This is a genomic window from Shewanella sp. BF02_Schw (genome assembly GCF_014596695.2).
Lineage (GTDB): Bacteria > Pseudomonadota > Gammaproteobacteria > Enterobacterales > Shewanellaceae > Shewanella.
The window spans coordinates 1,177,603-1,195,182 of sequence record NZ_JABKAW020000001.1 but is presented as its reverse complement, the minus strand read 5'-3'; the positions used below and the strand labels follow the sequence as shown (position 1 = coordinate 1,195,182).

Sequence of the window (17,580 nt, the reverse complement as noted above, 5' to 3'; positions counted from 1 at the left end):
AGATAGATGGCTGCATTAGCACTTTATTTACTCGACTAAAGTCTATAATTTTACGGTTTTTATTCAAATCAATCACAATGTGACATAAAGCAATAGAATACTCGATTACTTTTCTGTTACATTGAGTTTATCTTCACGTGCAACATAGAATAAAAAACGCCATGAAGCTCGAAAATTTAAACATCATCATTGCAGATGATCATCCATTATTCCGTAATGCCTTAAGGCTAGCGCTGAGTAATGCGTTTGAACAAACTCAATGGTTTGAGGCCGATAGTGCCGAAGCGTTACAAAGGGTTCTTGATCAAAAAGAGACCCCATTTGACTTAATCCTGCTGGACCTACAAATGCCTGGATCGCACGGTTACTCAACCCTGATCCACCTTAGAACTCATTATCCAGATATCCCCGTAGTGGTGATATCTGCCCATGAAGACATCAATACCATCAGCCGAGCGATACATTATGGCAGTAGCGGATTCATTCCTAAATCTGCGTCAATGGAAGCGTTGGCAGAAGCATTAAATGCGGTGTTATACGGTGATATTTGGTTGCCAAAAGGTACTCAAATCGTGCCAGTTTCTGATGACCCAACCGATAAAATGGCCAGCCGATTATCAGACTTAACCCCGCAACAATATCGCGTGTTACAGATGTTTGCAGAAGGGTTACTCAACAAACAAATTGCTTATGATTTTGGGGTATCAGAAGCAACCATCAAAGCGCATGCCACGGCGATATTCCGAAAACTGGGTGTTCGCAATCGCACTCAAGCGGTGATAGCATTGCAGCACTTAGAAATGGACAGAATTGATATCTCGTAATGCCTCAATCATTATCGCTACAACAGCTGCCTTTTTCACAAGCGTGTGAAAATAATAAACAGCCTATCTTAACCCTATTGGCAGAGTGGTTTGCCAATAGGCAACATATACTCGAAATAGGCAGTGGTACAGGCCAACACAGCGTCTATTTCGCTGAACACCTTCCTCATGTCCGCTGGCAACCAAGTGACCAACAACATTATTTACCTACCCTACAAGCTCGACTCAATTTGCAAACACAACCCAACTTACAACAGGCCATCGAGCTTGATGTCACTCAACCATGGCCCCTGCTTGTATCTGATATAGATGCCATATTCAGTGCTAACACCTTGCACATTATGAGTAAGCCAATGGTTGAAGCGTTCTTTGCTGGCGTTGGTAGTGTATTGCTTAATTCAGGCTCATTAGCAGTTTATGGTCCCTTTAATTATCAAGGCCAATTTACCAGTGACAGTAATCAACAATTCAATTTATGGCTGCAACACAACAACCCTGATAGTGGTATCCGTGATATTGAATGGATCTGCCAGTTAGCACAACAACAAGGGCTAATACTTCAAGAAGACATCGCCATGCCAGCCAATAACCGTCTGCTACATTTTAGTAAATAACCTCAACTCTACATTAGAGATGGGTTAAATCGATACAGTGTGATGATTTCAAATCTGTAATATCAAAACGCGTTATTTTGCTCACAAGGCGAGTTGAACTCGTAATCGCTTATCTATGGCAGTGATGCAATGCTTGGTACTGAATCAATAGCGGTTTGATGTTTACTTATTGACTAAAGTTGACCGTTAACACCCGTAAATCATCCAAACGATTAGTGACTTACTTGCCAAAAACCTTGTAAGCTATCGACTAGAGTCAAAATACACAAGGACACACACTATGGGTTCGGTTACCACTAAAAGACATCCCAATGGTCTTGATTATGTTGCTGTTGACACAGCACTTTGCCAAGCACGTATTTTTATGCAAGGTGCACAAATAGATCAATTTATACCTGTAGGTAAAGCACCACTATTATGGGTTTCAAGTGCAGATGATTACCAACCTGGTAATGGTATCAGAGGAGGAATCCCCATTTGTTGGCCTTGGTTTGGTATGAGCGACACTCCAGGGTTTCCGCAGCATGGTTTTGCACGAAACAAAACCTGGTCGCTTGAATCAGTCAAAATGCGTAACCAATTAGTAGATTTAGTTTTCACCCTGCCCGCCAGTGAAATGGATAAACAATATTGGCCCCATAATACCCAAGTAAAGGTGCTATTCACCTTAGGCGAAACCTTATCAGTCAGCTTGGTGAATACTAATAATGGAAATGATAACGTGAAGCTTACCCAAGCATTGCATAGCTACTTCCCTATTGAAGATATTCATCAATTGCAAGCGAGTGGCTTTAGCGGGTCACAATACATTGAATTTGGTGAAGGGCCGTTTAAACAAGTCGATGATGTCGTTAAATTTGAACGAGAAACCGACAGGGTTTATACCCTATTAGGTGATACTCAGAAGTTACATACACAAAATGGCACCATTGTAGTCAGTCGCGAAAACAGTCAATCAGCGGTTCTTTGGAACCCTTGGATAGACAAGTCGATGCGCCTTTCACGCTTTAATGCAGACGATTACTTATCCATGGTGTGCTTAGAAGCCGCTAACGTGTTGGAAGACTGCGTGGTGTTAGCACCTGGACAAAGTCATACATTAACCACTCATATTGGCTGGAAATAACACACCTAATTGAGTGAGATAAACAGCCATTCAGAGAACGTCATAGCTTTATAATAGAAAAGGCAACCTAGGTTGCCTTTGTTACTTTCAAATATCCATTTACGATTTCAATACTCTGCCCAATACCATCATAAGCAATTCAACAAGCAACCTCTGATAACCGATAACTGTTTAAGTTAATATTAACTAATGCTTCTATTTTTAGATTTTTTAAACAAGCCAAACCAAAAGGCTGTTTCAAGCAATCCACCTGCCACAAAAAAAGTCACCGCTCCCGTTTGGCTACCGGCTAGATAACACGTTAGTGCAAGCACAATTAAAGTGACTAACAACAATAATCTGTAGGTACCTGTCATATTAATTTCTCTCAATCCTATACATGCACTGTTCAACAATAGTAACAAAACCTATTGATTACATTACCGCTTTATTAAACCACGAGTCAACTAAACTCTCGCCAATAAAAAAGGCAGCCGAAGCTGCCTTTGTTGCAATCTAACCTTAGCTCGGAATAATAAATGGGTACCCCATCTATTAACCTAAATTGAGTTTAATTAGTTTGCAGTAACTTCACAACCTAATGGGCTGTTTGAGTTTTCATAAACAATGTCACCTATTGGCGCATAGTCAGCGGCAGCAATAGTGCCTTTGTCTTTGAAGAAAGTGTATAACACTTCAGCATCAACATAACCTGTTTGGATTGGGTCTAATGTTGGATAACCGTCACCGCCAGCAGCATTAAAGCTTGGTACAGTGAAGCTATATGAATCAGTGGCACTGTAATCTTTACCATTAATTTCACTGATAGCTACTGTTTGCGCAGTACAATCAACCGTCATTTTCACACCAGTGATTTGTGCATAAGCACCAGAACCACGTTGGAAAGATGCTACAGTATTAAGATACTCAGTCACTTCTGCACCTGTCATAGTGCTCAACGTTACCATGTTGCCAAAAGGCTGCACAGTTAACACGTCACGATAAGAAATATCACCCGCTTGAATAGAAGCTCGTACGCCACCAGAGTTCATCACGCCGATATCTGCACCCACTTTAGTACGCTGTGCTTCAGCAACTAAACGACCTAAGTTAGTTTGCATATTACGTACATTTGCACGCTCACCGTCTAATAATGCATCTGTAGTAGCAATAATCTCATCAAGTTGGCCTTGACCACGTTCTTGGTAATAAGAAAGTAGTGCTTTTAAATCTGCATCGGCTGTGATTTCATCAGCAACTAAAACTTTAGTTTTGTTACCTTCAGCATCTTCAACCGTTTTCTTCAAATTAACCGGAATTAACTTGTAGCTTGCAAGATGAAGCTCACCGTTGAAATATTCAAAATCAGCACGGCCAACATACTTACCCCATTCATGAGCTTGCATAATGTAAGTGCCATTTTGCATGTCAGGAGTACAAGCGTCACCAGGAGCAAACTCTGCATAGTCGTTAGTATCTGGTTCCATACATACAGGGTTTTGTGAGTGACCACCAATAATGGCACTTAAATCACCTGCAGCTAGTGCGCGAGCTAATGTTACATCGCCAGGAGCATTACTACCATTTTGCGCATCAGCATAGTGACCCATATGAGTCGTTGCGAAAATTAAATCAGCGGTATCTGCAGCTTTAATTTCTGCAATCACTTTAGCTGCTTCAGTTGTTGGGTCAGTAAAGGTTAAATCTTTAATAAATTCTGGGTTACCGATTTTAGCCGTGTCTTCGGTGGTTAAACCGATAACAGCAACACGAACACCGTTAACGTCAAACACTTTATAAGCATCAAAATAACGAGTACCGTCTGCTTTATAAATGTTTGCCGCAAGCATTGGGAAGTTTGCTACTGAACGTTGAGAATCTAATACTGCTAATGGGTTATCAAATTCATGATTACCGACAGCCATTGCATCATAGGCAATTTCGTTCATACCGATAAAATCTGGTAATGCATCTTGTAAATCTGATTCTGGAACACCTGTGTTGATGTCACCGCCAGATAGCAATAACGTTTCGCCACCGTTTGAACTGACTTCAGCACGAATTTGGTCGATCAACGTCTTACGCGCTGCCATACCATATTCGCCATCACTGTTAGACCAAAAACGGCCATGGTTATCATTGGTGTGTAATACTGTGAATATTTTACAATCTGCACCTGCTTCGGCACATGTTGTTGGTGCTACGACTGCTGTATTGTCGTCGTCACTGCCACAACCGGTTAACGCTGCTAGTACAGCCGTTGCGACTAATCCTTTAATTAACATATTTGTCATGATTTACCCCGATGTTATAATTTATATTTTTAAATCCGTGAATTATCCTATTCACGGCCAGAATGATAACAAAGATTGGCGGATTTTGATGTCATTTTTATGACAGAATGTGATTTTAAATACACTATTTAACAGCAGCTTACCCTTTAACAATTCCCTGAGAAAAACAATAACCATGTTAACGGGCTTGTTAATGCAAAGTAAAAAAATGGCTTAAGCATTTTTACTGCTAAGCCATTTAAATAGATTGGTTTTTTAAATACTACGTAACACCATCGATTATCCCAAAAAAAGAACAATACTTATTTTGCATTATTTCAAAACTTGTTGTAACCATTGACCAATATCAACAAGTTGATTAGGTAATACGCTGTGAGCCATAGGATAGGTTTTCCAAACACTCTGATAACCTGCTGTTATCAGAGCATCATGTGCCATTTTTCCGGCAAACATAGGGACTACATCATCTTGCTCACCATGATTTTGGAAAATGGGAGTATGAATATTGGCGTCAGCAAGTTGCTCTGGCAATGCTTCTCCACCAGGTAAATAACAAGATAATGCCATAATACCTGCCAGTTTTTGTTCAAAACGCAGACCGGTAAACAAACTCATTACTCCGCCTTGACTAAAACCCGCTAAGACTATTTTATCTGCTGGTATACCGATGCTGATTTGATCGACGATTAGCTGACGTATTGCTTGCTCAGACGCCATAACACCTTGGATATCTGCACGGTCATGCAAATCCATGCTTTTGATGTCGTACCATGAACGCATCACAAACCCGCCATTAATCGTCACAGCTTGCTCTGGTGCATGAGGGAAAATAAAACGAATACTATGCTGACTATTTAAGCCTAATACTGGTACTACTGGTGCAAAACCAGCACCAGAATCGCCTAAACCATGTAACCAAATGACACAAGATGTTGCAGGTGATTGCGGTTCAATCACGATTTTATCTAACTGAGCAGTCATATTTATTAATCCTATCAATACAGTCACAATATTGGTGGCTATCTTACGTTAATTGATTTTTAACATCGAACGATTCACGTTTAAACATCATAAATAATCTAGTGTATTCAGATAGATTTATGACTAATGGCTATTGTGCGTGGATCCCGGTGTGATCAAGTAACGCCTCTAATTGCGCTGGATTATCGAGTTTGAGACTCCACCGCACCGTCCCCGCATCGGCAACAATCACTAAACCTTGATGAAAACAGCTAATATCATCTACTGACGCAGCAAGCACCAGTTGACTATCATGAAACCGGCATTGAATCTCATGCACAGTGACAATAATTTTACCCAAAGAAAAATCAATAACCATAATAACTCACTGTAAAAACAAAAATCCCAAGTATTCACTTGGGATTTATACAAGAATTAAGTTGCTGTTAAATTAAGAATTAACAGCAAATCAATCTCATTAGTGGTGATGACCACCGGCACCATGGGCGTGGCCATGAGCAATTTCTTCATCTGACGCATCACGAGCACCGACAATTTCGATGTCGAATGTTAATTCACGGCCAGAAAGTGGATGATTAACATCAACCGTTGCCATGAATTTACCCACTTTAATGATGGTAACTTGACGTTGACCTTGTTCAGTGTTCACCACTGCAGCCATGCCAGGTTTCCATACTTTTGCGCCGACAAGATGTTTAACTGATACACGCTGCTCTGAATCTTCTTGGCGTTCACCATAAGTGTCAGCGGCTGGCGGAGTAATAGTAAACTTTTCGCCAATTTCTTTACCATTAATAGCAGCTTCGATACCAGGCATCATGTTGTCATGCCCATGCAGATATGCAATCGGCTCACGACCTTCATTTGATTCAAGCACATCGCCTTTTTCATCACGTAGCGTGTAATTAAACTGCACTACCATATCGTCTTTAATGATCATTATCGTTCCTTAACTCTAAAATTTGCCGAAGCTTAGCAAAAGCGTGCTAATGCATCCACAAAAAAGTAGCCTTTTAGGTGGCCATTATAATTTGATGCCTAATGCATTAAATGTTTGTTCGTCAGGAAATCCATCCGCAATTAGCCCTTTTTGCTGCTGAAAAGCTTGCAACCCTAGCACTGAATTACGACCTAAAATGCCATCTGGCTTACCGACATCAAACCCAGCATCATTCAGTTTTTGTTGTAATTGCTTTACCGTTTCTCGGCTTAACCTTGGCTGCTTAGGTACCGCACGTGTTAATTCCGCACCACCATTAATTCTGTCGGCTAAATGACCGACTGCTATGGCATAAAATTCAGAGCGGTTCCAACGCATAATCACATTAAAGTTGTCATACCCTAAGAAAGCTGGACCCGTATGCCCTGCTGGTAAATATAAAGCGGCTTGCATATCTGGTGTCGATAACTGCTGACCATTAGATTGTTTAATATCAAGCGCTTGCCATTTTACTAATGGTAACGGGTGTTTACCGCCCAAGTAAGCAAACGGGTAATCAACAGGTAATAATACTTCTCGTCCCCATCGCTCATCTGCTTTCCAACCTAGGTGTTGTAGAAAGTTAGCTGCAGAAGTTAATGCATCCACTTCACTATTCCATAAATCGGCAATACCATCACCGTCACCATCTACTGCATACTTACGATAGTTAGTTGGCATAAATTGGGTGTGCCCCATCGCCCCAGCCCACGATCCAACCATTTTGTTATCTGCGAAATTATATTGCTGCTTTAACTTCAACGCTTGTAATAACTCGCCAGTGAAATAATCGCTACGCCTTGGATCGCATGCTAGCGTTGCCAATGAATCGAGCACTGGCATGCTACCTTTGTAACTACCAAAGTTGGTTTCTAGGCCCCAAAAAGCAACAATATATTGCCCAGGCACACCATACTCTTTTGTTAGCTTAGTTAATAATGACCCATGTTTGGCCATCATTTTTCTGCCTTGTTCAACCCGCCATGGTGTGACGCGTTTGTCGAAGTAATCACCAAAGCTAGTGGTAAATTCTGGCTGCTGATTATCTAATTCAATCACCCTAGGGACAAACTTTAAATTTGCCACCGTTGTATCGATAATCTGCTGTGAAATCCCTGCCGTTTTTGCTTTTTGCTGTAAATTAATCACACAGGTAGCAAAATCGGGATGCTCTTGAACTGGAGTAACATCAACAACAGGATCGGGTGATGCCGACACAGCACAGGCACTCAATAAGGTGCTAGATACAAACATTGAAGCAATAAACACAGAAAAACGTCTTTTATGAGCCATGAACAACACTTATTTTACAAAAATGAATATTGAATATCGTGACGCATCGGCTTTCAGTAAACAAGACCTGTTAACATTAAACCCTGTTTATTTATGCCAAATTCAAGTGAAAAATAACAGCACCGATGACAAGTGATTAATAATGAAGCCGTCACTCAAAACCACAGACACTCGTCTTAATCGCTGCACTTGATTTGAGTCATACAAACAGCTTGATAAATAAGCGGGTCAATAACGCCAAGACTATCGATTGATTTAAATGACCCAACGAACGACAGCGAATACAGTTACAACATTGACGCATTTAATCGTGTTAGTTTCTAATAAGAGACTAAATGCCCGATTTGCGTCTAGATTCTGGGGCAATTTAGTTTCTAAATGACCACCAAGGATCCTCATAAACAAAATTGTCATTAATTAAGCCTTTTCCTTATTCATTGAGTCCGTATAATGATGTTAATTCTCACTCATTTAAGCGATTTATCATGACAGAACAAACAGCAGCACTAACAGGCTTTATCGAAAGCGTAAAACAACATCAAGTCTTATGGGGCTTACAAGATGAAACAGGTGAAGGTTGGGTTGTATGTGACTCATCAGAATTTGAAGAAACTGATGTTATGCCACTTTGGTCAAGTGAAGCTGCTGCAAAAAGCCATTGCACTGATGAGTGGGCAGACTACAACCCAGTGACTATTACACTGACTGAGTTTTTAGAATACTGGGTAAGTGATTTAAATGATGACGGTGTATTAATAGGTGTTGATTGGGAAGCTGAACAAGAATGCCTAGAAATTGACCCTATCGTATTGGCTAAAGAATTAGTTGATTTTGAAAAAGAATAATCATTAATTGATTTGATCTTACTACCCAAGCTGTTCAGCCATTGAACAGCTTTTTGATATTATTATGCCCATGCCTACACTGATTGATATTCCTTTTGACAAACGCCACACCTGTTGGTTTTGCAACGAACCCAGTAATCATATTTTTGATTACTATAGAATGACTCACACTCCCCACCCCTCTCTAGCCATTCCTGCTTGTAAAGAATGCCATATGTTAGCCAAGAAAAATCTGCTGACCTCTATTTGGGATTGTCGAGATGCGGTTAAAGATAATTTAATGCATATATATAGCAAAGACTTGGCGATTGGCATTAATTGGACTAAGCAAGAACTCGAAGAATCAGATTTTGATTGTATGATTTTTGGTGGATTTAAAAAAAGTGCCTGGATGATGTATCAAATAGCCCAAAGTCGCATGAATGCGCGGGGCTGGCCATTAAGTCTGGACGGGGTTTTACTTGAAGGCGAAATAGCGGGTGACAGTAGTCAATATCATACCGGTTTCGAGTTTGACGATATAATGTTTACCTCTCTAACAAAAGCCATTAGCCACTATAGCAAGACCTTATCTTTAGACAGTGATTTTTTACAGCAACTGGTTACCTTACTTGGTAAAGCTCAATTTGGCCATGCTGTCAAAATAGCGAGACTCAATATTGGTATCACCCCAGGGCATCAACGTCGTATTCTTGACGAGTTAATCGAAGATATGGATCAATAAAACCACTTAATCATTCAATTGTGGCCTAACTAAGAATACTCCGTAAACGATCTTGAACAACGCTGACTAATAAGTCGGGCTGGAATTTAGAGATAAACTCATTACAGCCGACTTTTTTCACCATCGCTTGGTTAAAGCTACCGCTTAAAGAAGTATTGAGAGTAATAAAGAGTGCCGCCATTCGAGGATCGTTACGCACCTCAAAGGTCAACTTATAACCATCCATTTCGGGCATTTCGGCATCAGTAATCATCATTAGCAATTCATCGGCAACCAGTCTGCCTTCATCAGCCCACGATTGTAATAATCGCAAAGCTTGTAATCCATCTGACGCCTCAATAATCTCTATACCAAGTTGATTGAGAGTGTCCCTTACTTGTTTACGCGCCGTTGACGAATCATCCACAATTAATATCTTACGACCAGGCATGTAAGAAACGAGCGCTTCATCTAACACACCGTCAGATAACTTCACATCGTAATCAATAATCTCAGCTAATACCTTCTCAACATCAATAATAGACACTAATCGTAAGTGTCCTTGGTCTTCAATTTTCGTTATTGCGGTTAAGTAATTATGTCCGCCAGTGGTTTTGGGCGGCGGCATAATATCACTCCAGGTCATGTTAACGATATTCTCGACTTTACCGACTAAAAAAGCCTGCACACTGCGGTTATACTCGGTAATAATCAAGTTACAATCGTCATTCACTGGCATCGGCGAGAAACCAATCGCTTGTCGTAAATTAATCACTGGGATCGACATCCCTCTAATGTTGGCTACTCCATAAACATTATGATTACTGCCGGGTAACTTATTTAAGGGTGGCAACTTAACCACTTCTTTGATTTTAAATACATTAATGGCAAACAACTGGGTTGAGTTAATGCGAAACAACAACAATTCTAAACGGTTTTCGCCAACTAACTTAGTTCTTTGATCTACCGTATCGAGCACTTTTCTCATGAACAGGTTCCACCTAAAAACATACAAGCAACATCAAAGATGCGTCATCATTAACAAGGGTAATTATACTTAAAAAATATCATTAAACAGTGTTGAATCAGGATTTATGCCGCAAAAATAAAAAATATATATAAACAAGATCAAAAAACACCCCTAATACGTAAAATGTTTAATTCGAAACTCGAGTTATTTCATCTCACAAACGTTCTACTAAAGTTAACACCAATAAAAAGACTCCTGAAACCGCGGCATCAATTCACCCTCGGTTTTGCTTTGTTAAGTCTGTCGGCTGTTATCCTAATAGATAAGCCTGTTACTGTTGTAAAACCATTTAACTCAATTAATACTTAAGACGTTCATATGAATAGCCCGTCTTGATAATGCATTTGAGCATAACTTTTCACACATAACACAATATAATTTGGCATGTTTAAACCACAGATCAAGGTGATCATTAACCTGTTTGTGTACGTACAACAGTGTAGATTATTCGTTAAAAGTCATTCAGGGGCCGTTATGATCATCCCATTATTCCCATTACCGATTTGCTTGTTACCTCAAGGATATACCCAGTTACGTATTTTTGAACCTAGATATAAACGCTTAGTATCAGAATCGCTAAAAAGTGGTGTTGGTTTTGGCTTATGTATGTTGGCTGATGATAAAAAAACCATATTACCCATGGGCACATTAACCCAGATTATCGACTTTGAAACGCTTGAAGATGGCTTATTAGGTATTAGTGTGCAAGGGCAAAAAACGTTCATTATTAACAAAATAAGTGTTGATAGTGACGGTTTAAAGCGTGCCGATGTCAGCTTAATTGATTCTTGGCCGTGCGATATCATTGAACGACAAACTGAACAGAGCCACGATCACACTGATGAGCGTAAAAAAGATAAAGCACTTAGCAATACGTTAAAGCAAATTTTACAGCAATACCCACAGCATCTTGCCCACTATTCTGAAGAAAACTTTAATGATATTGCGTGGGTTTGTCAGCGATGGCTTGAAATTATCCCATTGAGTTCCAAAGAAAAATATCAGTGTATCAATAGCCATGATCATCAATTAGCTAAATCATTCTTAGCCGACATTATAAAATAATACAGAACTGTGATCCGAACCCAATAATGCCACGTATAAGATAATGATACTGCAGCTTGTTTGAGCTCAGGATAGCCACAGCATAATGACGTAATCTCTTATGCTCAATGAGTTATTTATTGGATGCGGGTGAAATAATGGAAAATGTTCAATCACAAAGCACACAAAGTCGTTATGATAAGGGGCATCTTGCACAAAGATCCCTAATTAAACTAAGCGGTGCTATGAAATCAAACGAACCCAATCCAATGGCTGATGAGCTTGCGTCATTAATGATGCAGGTGGCTAATGATCGATGCAAAGCATCTTTTGCAAAACTTTTTTCGCATTTTGGCCCAAAAATTAACTCTTTTGGTGTTCAGCGCTTAAGCCAACAGGGCTTAGCCATGGATTTAGTTCAAGAGACAATGACTCGAGTATGGACAAAAGCCCATCTTTACAATGCAGACAAAGCAGCGGTAAGTACTTGGGTATTTACCATCATGCGTAATCAATGTTTTGACATGCTCCGTAAAGTACAACATAACCGTGAAGATTCTTTCGGTGATGATATTTGGCCTTTATTTGAGTCTGATGAAGCTGAAAACAACGACGATGATTTTTTATTATCGGCAACTTTATTGCTGCATGTAGAAGAATTACCTCCTCTACAACGCCAAGTAGTACAAGGTATTTATATGCAAGAGCTTACTCAACAAGAGTTAGCAGACAAACTTAACATTCCAATTGGAACGGTTAAATCACGACTCAGACTTGGCTTGGAAAAATTAAAAAGCTTTATGGAGAAACACTATGATTAATTACCACCCAGACCAGCATTTGCTGTCTCTCCATGCTAAAGGCGAGTTGCCGCTATCGATGTCGATTGCTATCTCCGCTCATGCTGAATTGTGTCCTCATTGCCAGCAACAACTTGACCAGGTGACAATTGCGTTGTCTGAGCAACAGTTTGAGTCGGCCGTAAAAACTCAGTCGGTAGACACTAATAATAATCAATTAGACGCACTACTCGAGCAGCTATTAAATTCAACCTTAGATACTTTAGAGGTTGAACAAGCTAGTACAGTTGATCCGATTGAAGACAATAGCGTTAGTATTAAAGGTCAGCATTATCCGCTGCCTAAGGTATTTCGTAAGCAAATTAATGCTTCTTGGCAGGGTATTGGTAAAGTCAGCCGTTTGAGACTCGATACCGGAGAGCCACAAGCAAGAGCAAGCTTGTTGCATATCGCAGCAAATGGTGAAATTCCTGAACATACACATAAAGGTGCAGAGCTAACATTACTGCTCGCAGGTGAGTTCAGCGACTGTTACAACACCTACAAGCCTGGTGATTTTATGCTGCTTGATAAAGAGCACCAACATTCACCAAAAACACTTGAAGGTTGTTTGTGCTATACCATTGTCGATGCCCCGTTATACTTCACTAAAGGGTTCAGCAAACTATTAAATCCAATTGGCGATTTACTTTACTAACCATTACGTTAGTTTCTTAAAATGTTAACTACTAAGGTTTGTGCATCGACAACTTGGCCGCTATTTATCATTAAGTTGTACCAGCAATAAGGGATGATGAGTGAATTTTCGTCATCCCTTTTAACACTATCGACATCCGAGCAAGGTGAGAATTGTCGATGATTAGTCACTAATTGCTATTTTTTAATCGAAAACTGCATTAATTTGATTAAAAATTGAAAAAGACTATTGCCATATGCAAACACTCAGTATATTATCCACACAGATTTAGTTTTCTTGTTAATTTTGGTTACCTACCTGTAAGTCTGCTCAACTTCACTTCGTAAATAAACCCAAGACAAGCTTCTGTACATCGTTTTTGATTTCAATTGATTTCTGTTGATATGATAATTTAAATTATATTCACGTCATCTTGTTGTCATAAAACTATGTTTAACTTACAAAGTTAAGTACTAAATATGTATTAATTTTTTTATGGCTATATGTCATGTGACAACATCAATGTTGCAAGCATAAAATAGACCTTAATCAACTATTTACATATCAACACTTGATTAGTGAGTAAAGGATAGGTTAAGTTAAATCTCGAAACATTAATCTTTTGCAACACTAAAAAATGCCAAGGATATTTTATTGAACAATTTTCTCACCTAATGGTGAATATATAAGAAGGAGTGTGACCTATGTCATACAACATGAATGGACACGAAATTTCAGTTAGCTTTCCGGTTAACTCTATCTCGTCAAACAAGAATTCAATTGCTTTTACCGACAGCCTAGGTAAAAACAAAAAAACCTTTTCAAAACGTATTGAAGCATTAAACTTCATGAAATGGTTAATCTCTGCCAATAAGTAATACCCCCTAACGCTTTGCGTTAATCATTTGCTCTGTTATTTAATAAACTCATTTCTCGGTATTCTCCTCTCACTTACCGATGTTTATTAAAACAGGGCAAAATGAATAACTCACTCGCATCATTTTAAGTTATTCTTCAGCGTTACATCCCAGTTAACCCCTCTAAAATATCTAATTTTATATCAACAACTTATAGAAAAAACATCTTGCATTCACCCTGTAATTAAACAGTGTGCGAAAATTTTCGTTGGTATCTTGGCAACATTGTTTTATTTCCCAAAACTCCCCCCTGATGTATATAGAGAATATCGGTTGCATTGGCAGTTTTACTATTCAAATAATGTTGTAACACTAGAAATCCAACCGGGTCGTACAATAATTCAAATTCAATTCCCGACTGGCATACTGTATTCCACATATCAAAACAACGTCGTGATAGTTTGCCAAAATGATATTTATGACCATCATTAATAATTGTAGGAAAATAAACCTCATCGACTAATTGTGAGAATTGTTGACGTAAATATTCATCCCCTCCCACGGTACTGCAAGTTAACACCTCAATGGTAAAAACTTTCGTTAATGATAAATGAGCCAATTGTTGAGTAAGTTGTTTATTTAAATAAGCCGCAGTGGTCCCCGTACCTGAGGGTAAAAATACCTTTAGCTTATTTTTTTGTTGATCTTGCGCCCATTGAATTATTTCACAGGCAAGTTGTGTTATCCCGGTTTCGGCATACTCACAACGCCCACCTTCAGGAATAAAAAGTAATTGTTTTTTATCTGCGTAGCTTGGATTCGATGAAACAATATATTGCATCGCATCGTCTAAATGCATACTTTGAAGATTTTCAACATCGGTCAAATGACTAACATCAATAATATTGGCGCCATTTTGTATCGCAGCGGCATAATTGCCTTGAGGATGTTGTAATAAAAACTCGCTGATATGGCTTACATAGTAATCAAATTTCCACCCTTGCCGCTTAGCCAATACTGACATGGAATATAATGAGTTGGCTTGGGCCGAACCCGATGCCACTAGTTGGGTAATATGTGAATAATCATGATGTAAAAAATGATAAAATTTACGTGCTTTATTACCACTAAAATCAGCATGTAATAAATCATCTCGTTTAATGTAGATGCTGCGGCCAGCAAAGTTCATCGTTTGCACTGGGCTTATCGAAAACATGAATTGTCTCAATCAACTGTAATATGAGCATTTTAACTAAAAAATGATAAATCTCATCGATTCATTTGCGTGAATCCTCGCACTGTTCTATTTATACAATACCACAGCAACACTTAATCCTTAATAATCAACAAATTGAAAACATGGCATGAAAATGGCTTTATATTGAGAATATTGACTATTGATAGGAATGAAAATGTCTCTTTTACGCTTAATCTTTAATATTGCTTGGTTTTTAATGGGTGGTTTTGTTATGGGCCTAGCTTGGTGGTTTGTTGGAATACTGTGCTTTATCAGTATCATTGGCATCCCATTTGGTCGTGCTTGTTTTGTTATTGGCGAACTGGCTTTCTGGCCATTTGGACAAGAGACCGTTAACCGAAAACACATTTCAGGCCAAGAAGATATTGGCACTGGCACGTTAGGTTTGGTGGGTAATGTAATATGGTTTTTATGCTTTGGTATTTGGCTCGCGATTGGTCATCTAGTCCATGCTCTGGCTTGTTTTGTAACGATTATAGGTATTCCGTTCGCGTTACAACATCTTAAGTTAGCCTTATTAAGTTTAACCCCTATTGGTCAAACCGTTATTGCCAAACCGACTTATTAACATTCGTTAATAACCGCTGAATGACCACTGTTGTAAAAAGCCGATAGCATAATGCTGTCGGCTTTTTATTTGCCTAATCGTATCTGCACCGTGTACATTGCCATTCTTAAGCACTGAAAGGTTATTCAGTCACTTTAAAGACAATAATGGGATCACATGAACTATTGGTTAATGAAGTCTGAACCAGACGACTTTAGTATTGATAATCTACAGATGAGTAAGCAGCAAACTGTTGCTTGGCAAGGTATTCGTAACTATCAAGCACGTAATTATATTCGCGATCAAATTACAATTGGCGATGTAGTGTTGTTTTACCACTCTAGCTGTAAAGTTCCTGCCATTGTGGGTTTAGCAAAAATTAGCAGTGAAGCTCAAATTGATAGCAGTGCTTTTGATAACCGTTCACCGTATTTTGATGCAAAATCTAACGCTAATGCGCCTCGATGGTGGCAAGTCGATATTCAATTTATGGCCAAATTTTCTAAGCCTGTGAGCTTGAAGCAATTGAAAGCCGATCCCGCGCTGCAAGATATGGTATTAGTGGCTAAAGGTGCCCGCCTGAGTATTCAGCCCGTCACACAGTTGCAATACCAACACATTATGCAACTAACAACCTTAGAATAATAACGTTAGATTGATGACCTTGCATCGGTAACCTTGAATTAAAACAGACCAGCTTGTCAGCAGGCCAGTAAACATCTTCTTTAAATCAGCCTCCTAAAGACAGCTCAGACTACGTAAACACTATTAGCTATAAATAGTCTGAGCTCAAATACTAACGGCACAGTGATAAGATCACGCAATGCCCATGTTAGTTAATCATTCGCCCTATTCCGCCAAGTACAGAACCTTCACCTTGGTCTTTGCCACCACTTGATGGTGCATGAGCAATAATTCTGTCAGCCATACGAGAAAACGGTAAGCTTTGTAACCACACAGTCCCATGGCCTTTTAAGGTTGCAAGGAACAAACCTTCACCACCAAATACCATCGACTTTAATGAGCCTGCACGTTGTATGTCATAATCAATTCCGGGAGTGAATCCAACTAAACAACCGGTATCGACCCGCAATGTCTCACCGTGTAATTCTTTTTTAATCAGTGTCCCACCAGCATGCACAAACGCCATGCCATCACCTTTAAGGCTTTGTAGAATAAATCCTTCACCACCAAAGAAACCGGTGCCTAATCGCTTATTAAACTTCATGCTTACTTGCGTGCCTAAGGCTGCCGCTAAAAAGCTGTCTTTTTGGCAGATAAGTTCGCCTTGATGTTGAGCTAAGTCTATAGCCAAAATAGTGCCAGGAAATGGCGCAGCAAATGCCACTTTTCGTTTTTGTTGACCTTGATTAGTAAAGTGGGTCATAAAAATACCCTCACCCGAAATGGCCCGTTTACCTGCACCAAGTAGCTTGCCAAAAAAACCGGATTCTGGTTCAGAGCCATCACCCATTCTGGCCTCAAACATAATGTCTTCTTCGAGGTAAGTCATCGCACCCGCTTCAGCAATAACAGACTCATTTGGGTCTAATTCAACTTCAACCAGCTGCATACTAGAACCTATAATTTCATAATCTACTTCATGACTTTTCATGCTCATTTTCATTCCTTAAAAATTTATTTAATGTTTGCAGTTGCCCAATTCAGTATTAAGGCATTATTCCTTATGGATGATTTAAGGTAACAAAATGATCATCCATTTAACATGA

The 17,580-nt window shown here is 39.3% G+C and carries 20 protein-coding genes; 11 read left to right on the top strand and 9 right to left on the bottom strand.

Annotation, left to right across the window (positions count from 1 at the left end):
* Window positions 1-161 precede the first annotated feature (161 nt).
* The 3 genes from HNW13_RS05390 to HNW13_RS05380 all read left to right on the top strand — a co-directional run bounded on the left by HNW13_RS05390 (window position 162) and on the right by HNW13_RS05380 (window position 2,564).
* On the top strand, window positions 162-824 hold the full coding sequence (locus HNW13_RS05390; RefSeq protein ID WP_101086927.1) for a response regulator transcription factor: 663 nt from the start codon (window positions 162-164) through the stop codon (window positions 822-824).
* The gene (locus HNW13_RS05385; RefSeq protein WP_192115063.1) at window positions 824-1,438 is read left to right on the top strand and encodes a DUF938 domain-containing protein; all 615 of its coding nucleotides are present in this window, start codon (window positions 824-826) and stop codon (window positions 1,436-1,438) included. The genes HNW13_RS05390 and HNW13_RS05385 overlap by 1 nt, the downstream gene beginning before the upstream one ends.
* 280 nt (window positions 1,439-1,718) lie before the next feature.
* Window positions 1,719-2,564 (top strand): D-hexose-6-phosphate mutarotase, encoded by an 846-nt coding sequence (locus HNW13_RS05380; protein ID WP_192115064.1) that lies wholly within the window; start codon window positions 1,719-1,721, stop codon window positions 2,562-2,564.
* Between the two features lie 182 nt (window positions 2,565-2,746).
* Here the strand turns inward: HNW13_RS05380 and HNW13_RS05375 are convergent, their stop codons facing one another.
* The 6 genes from HNW13_RS05375 to HNW13_RS05350 form a co-directional block, all read right to left on the bottom strand.
* Window positions 2,747-2,920, bottom strand: a complete 174-nt coding sequence (locus tag HNW13_RS05375; RefSeq protein ID WP_174839642.1) for a hypothetical protein — start codon at window positions 2,918-2,920, stop codon at window positions 2,747-2,749.
* Between the two features lie 198 nt (window positions 2,921-3,118).
* Window positions 3,119-4,837, bottom strand: a complete 1,719-nt coding sequence (ushA, locus tag HNW13_RS05370; RefSeq protein WP_101086924.1) for a bifunctional UDP-sugar hydrolase/5'-nucleotidase UshA — start codon at window positions 4,835-4,837, stop codon at window positions 3,119-3,121.
* A gap of 312 nt (window positions 4,838-5,149) precedes the next feature.
* Window positions 5,150-5,818 (bottom strand): dienelactone hydrolase family protein, encoded by a 669-nt coding sequence (locus tag HNW13_RS05365; protein ID WP_192115065.1) that lies wholly within the window; start codon window positions 5,816-5,818, stop codon window positions 5,150-5,152.
* A gap of 130 nt (window positions 5,819-5,948) precedes the next feature.
* Window positions 5,949-6,176: a DUF3389 domain-containing protein gene (locus HNW13_RS05360; RefSeq protein ID WP_101086922.1), complete on the bottom strand. Its 228-nt coding sequence runs from the start codon at window positions 6,174-6,176 to the stop codon at window positions 5,949-5,951.
* A 99-nt stretch (window positions 6,177-6,275) separates the two neighbouring features.
* On the bottom strand, window positions 6,276-6,758 hold the full coding sequence (locus HNW13_RS05355) for a peptidylprolyl isomerase (RefSeq protein WP_101086921.1): 483 nt from the start codon (window positions 6,756-6,758) through the stop codon (window positions 6,276-6,278).
* 84 nt (window positions 6,759-6,842) lie between these two features.
* Window positions 6,843-8,090 (bottom strand): lytic murein transglycosylase, encoded by a 1,248-nt coding sequence (locus HNW13_RS05350; protein WP_182743914.1) that lies wholly within the window; start codon window positions 8,088-8,090, stop codon window positions 6,843-6,845.
* A gap of 485 nt (window positions 8,091-8,575) precedes the next feature.
* On the opposite strand from HNW13_RS05350, the gene HNW13_RS05345 reads away from it, so the two are divergent.
* Window positions 8,576-8,935 (top strand): DUF2750 domain-containing protein, encoded by a 360-nt coding sequence (locus HNW13_RS05345; RefSeq protein WP_041413601.1) that lies wholly within the window; start codon window positions 8,576-8,578, stop codon window positions 8,933-8,935.
* A gap of 64 nt (window positions 8,936-8,999) precedes the next feature.
* Window positions 9,000-9,659: a hypothetical protein gene (locus tag HNW13_RS05340; protein WP_192115066.1), complete on the top strand. Its 660-nt coding sequence runs from the start codon at window positions 9,000-9,002 to the stop codon at window positions 9,657-9,659.
* Between the two features lie 25 nt (window positions 9,660-9,684).
* Here HNW13_RS05340 and HNW13_RS05335 read toward each other — a convergent pair whose 3' ends face one another.
* Window positions 9,685-10,626, bottom strand: a complete 942-nt coding sequence (locus tag HNW13_RS05335) for a chemotaxis protein CheV (protein ID WP_192115067.1) — start codon at window positions 10,624-10,626, stop codon at window positions 9,685-9,687.
* A gap of 516 nt (window positions 10,627-11,142) precedes the next feature.
* Here HNW13_RS05335 and HNW13_RS05330 point away from each other — a divergent pair.
* The 4 genes from HNW13_RS05330 (at window position 11,143) to HNW13_RS05315 (ending at window position 14,066) form a co-directional block, all read left to right on the top strand.
* Window positions 11,143-11,733 (top strand): LON peptidase substrate-binding domain-containing protein, encoded by a 591-nt coding sequence (locus tag HNW13_RS05330; protein ID WP_101086917.1) that lies wholly within the window; start codon window positions 11,143-11,145, stop codon window positions 11,731-11,733.
* Between the two features lie 137 nt (window positions 11,734-11,870).
* A complete protein-coding gene (locus HNW13_RS05325) occupies window positions 11,871-12,533 on the top strand; it encodes a sigma-70 family RNA polymerase sigma factor (RefSeq protein ID WP_101087219.1) in 663 nt (220 codons plus the stop codon).
* Window positions 12,526-13,209 (top strand): ChrR family anti-sigma-E factor, encoded by a 684-nt coding sequence (locus tag HNW13_RS05320; protein ID WP_162023315.1) that lies wholly within the window; start codon window positions 12,526-12,528, stop codon window positions 13,207-13,209. Before HNW13_RS05325 ends, HNW13_RS05320 begins: the two co-directional genes overlap by 8 nt.
* 683 nt (window positions 13,210-13,892) lie before the next feature.
* Complete coding sequence (locus HNW13_RS05315) at window positions 13,893-14,066, top strand: hypothetical protein (RefSeq protein ID WP_011637775.1); 174 nt, start codon at window positions 13,893-13,895, stop codon at window positions 14,064-14,066.
* 223 nt (window positions 14,067-14,289) lie between these two features.
* On the opposite strand, the gene HNW13_RS05310 is transcribed toward HNW13_RS05315, so the two are convergent.
* Window positions 14,290-15,261 carry a 1-aminocyclopropane-1-carboxylate deaminase/D-cysteine desulfhydrase gene (locus HNW13_RS05310; protein WP_192115068.1) on the bottom strand — a complete coding sequence of 324 codons (972 nt, stop codon included), beginning with the start codon at window positions 15,259-15,261 and terminating at the stop codon, window positions 14,290-14,292.
* A gap of 196 nt (window positions 15,262-15,457) precedes the next feature.
* Between HNW13_RS05310 and HNW13_RS05305 the strand changes: the two genes are divergently transcribed.
* Window positions 15,458-15,871 (top strand): YccF domain-containing protein, encoded by a 414-nt coding sequence (locus tag HNW13_RS05305; RefSeq protein ID WP_192115069.1) that lies wholly within the window; start codon window positions 15,458-15,460, stop codon window positions 15,869-15,871.
* Window positions 15,872-16,027: 156 nt separating this feature from the next.
* On the top strand, window positions 16,028-16,495 hold the full coding sequence (locus HNW13_RS05300) for an EVE domain-containing protein (protein ID WP_162023317.1): 468 nt from the start codon (window positions 16,028-16,030) through the stop codon (window positions 16,493-16,495).
* 187 nt (window positions 16,496-16,682) lie between these two features.
* Here the strand turns inward: HNW13_RS05300 and HNW13_RS05295 are convergent, their stop codons facing one another.
* Window positions 16,683-17,471, bottom strand: coding sequence for a TIGR00266 family protein (locus HNW13_RS05295; protein ID WP_059743964.1), 789 nt, complete (start codon window positions 17,469-17,471; stop codon window positions 16,683-16,685).
* Between the last annotated feature and the right edge of the window lie 109 nt (window positions 17,472-17,580).